Source organism: Roseburia inulinivorans DSM 16841 (assembly GCF_000174195.1).
Classification (GTDB): Bacteria; Bacillota; Clostridia; order Lachnospirales; family Lachnospiraceae; genus Roseburia; species Roseburia inulinivorans.
In genome coordinates this window covers 1-1,655 of record NZ_ACFY01000014.1, presented here as the reverse complement: position 1 = coordinate 1,655, position 1,655 = coordinate 1, and the positions used below count along the sequence as shown (strand labels likewise).

At 32.3% G+C, this 1,655-nt stretch carries 2 protein-coding genes, 1 tRNA gene and 1 pseudogene; 1 reads left to right on the top strand and 3 read right to left on the bottom strand.

Annotated elements, in window-relative coordinates; translation table 11 throughout:
* A pseudogene (locus ROSEINA2194_RS23400) lies at positions 1-98 on the bottom strand (HPr family phosphocarrier protein); the annotation flags it as partial.
* Positions 99-534: 436 nt separating this feature from the next.
* On the opposite strand from ROSEINA2194_RS23400, the gene ROSEINA2194_RS23735 reads away from it, so the two are divergent.
* Complete coding sequence (locus ROSEINA2194_RS23735; protein WP_007882401.1) at positions 535-945, top strand: DUF2752 domain-containing protein; 411 nt, start codon at positions 535-537, stop codon at positions 943-945.
* Between the two features lie 49 nt (positions 946-994).
* Here the strand turns inward: ROSEINA2194_RS23735 and ROSEINA2194_RS01200 are convergent, their stop codons facing one another.
* Complete coding sequence (locus ROSEINA2194_RS01200) at positions 995-1,336, bottom strand: DUF4234 domain-containing protein (protein ID WP_007882399.1); 342 nt, start codon at positions 1,334-1,336, stop codon at positions 995-997.
* A 185-nt stretch (positions 1,337-1,521) separates the two neighbouring features.
* Positions 1,522-1,592 (bottom strand) — tRNA-Trp (locus ROSEINA2194_RS01195).
* Between the last annotated feature and the right edge of the window lie 63 nt (positions 1,593-1,655).

The window sequence follows — 1,655 nt, the reverse complement described above, 5'->3', positions numbered from 1 at the left end:
TTATAACAGACGTCAATATCAAAATCACATTTTCCGGCAGCTCTTACAAAATCCTTAACCTCTTCTGTGTCAGTCAATCTGATTTTTCTTTCAATCATTTTAAACATCCTTTCTTATCAAAAACACTTACTTCCTATTTCAGAAACGCATTATGACATCATTTTCTTCATTTGTCAATTTTTCCGTCATCGCTTCAAATTCCGCCATTTTCCGTCATTTTTCATCATTTTTTTTGTAAAAGTCCGGAGATAAAGAACTAATTTTTCCGGTTTCACGTCTCTTAAAAAACTACACTATCTATTTTTACTACTATTATTTTCCATTATCGATTTTTTTATTCAATTTGCACATATTTTAAAGAAACTAATTTTGTTCATTTAGTTTCCCGATGTATAAAATCACATACAATTTTGCCTTAAATATCCATTCATGTTATATTATGATATGAGGGTCAAGAGATATTTTGCCCCTCATTTATGATGAATCAGAGTACTACTTATAATTTGTCTATCGTTTTTATATTTTGGAGATCATATGTTCATTTTAAAAGGAATTAAAAATTTTTTATCCGATCTATACCATAATCGCATTGCAATCCTTTGTATTATTATATACATGAGCGTTACTCAATATCTCTTTCACTCTGTCTGTCCAATTGCTATTTTATTTGGCTTTCCATGTCCTGCCTGTGGTCTCACGCGGGCTGGGATCAGTTTTCTCACAGCCCATTTTTCAACTGCTTTTCAGATGAACCCCTGCATCTTTCTTCTGATTCCATACTTTCTTTATCTTTGGTTTTATAAATATATATTCGAAAAAAAGCCGCCTTATCTGACGTTCATCACTTGTCTGCTCGGTATCATTGTCTTTGGCATTTATATTTTACGCCTGCTCACACATACGCTCCCTGAACTTCCAACAAACGGCATAATAATAAATCCCTGACAATCTGACGTTCTGCCAGACTATCAGGGATTTATTATTTTTCTAACCCTTATGCAAGGCTATTCAATTCATTCTGCATTAATGCTTCTGCAACAATTCCTAATCCAACAAAGCATAAAATTAAATATATAACTCCGCTATTGCTTGATGGGATGCCTCTGTCAGTTTTTGCCTTGTCGATCTTCTCTCCCTGCTTGTAAGCCCAGTATAAACCGTAAATGTTACAGGTAATCAGACTTAAAACAAAAGCAACTCCTCCGGATGTAGCATTCTCCGCATTGGATACTGTATTGGTATCATTAGAAAGAACGATAAACCAATAAATACCGTAAATACCGCATGTAACGATGGATAAAATAATACATACTGCAATGTTTCTCTGTTGAATCATAACTTTAAACTCTCCTTTGTTTTATTATTTTATTGTAGATATTTTGTATAATAATGTCAATTCATATGAGAGATTTTTATTAAAAAATCTAAATTATATAAATAATTTCTAAATAGTTTTCATGGATTACACAAAAAAATATGATACGTAAAAAATGAAGCCTTGAAAAATCAAGGCTTCATCAGCAGGGGATGAGAGAATCGAACTCCCACCAAAAGTTTTGGAGACTCCTATCATACCATTTGACCAATCCCCTATATATTATAGTTTTATTTCAAACCATTAATATCATAACTTATCTTATCCATTTTTGCAAGTG

What these genes read in the sequence shown, in the direction of transcription:
- ROSEINA2194_RS23735 (WP_007882401.1), top strand. Translation starts at nt 535, where the DNA reads ATGTTCATTTTAAAAGGAATTAAAAATTTTTTATCCGATCTATACCAT.
- ROSEINA2194_RS01200 (WP_007882399.1), bottom strand. Translation starts at nt 1,336, where the DNA reads ATGATTCAACAGAGAAACATTGCAGTATGTATTATTTTATCCATCGTT.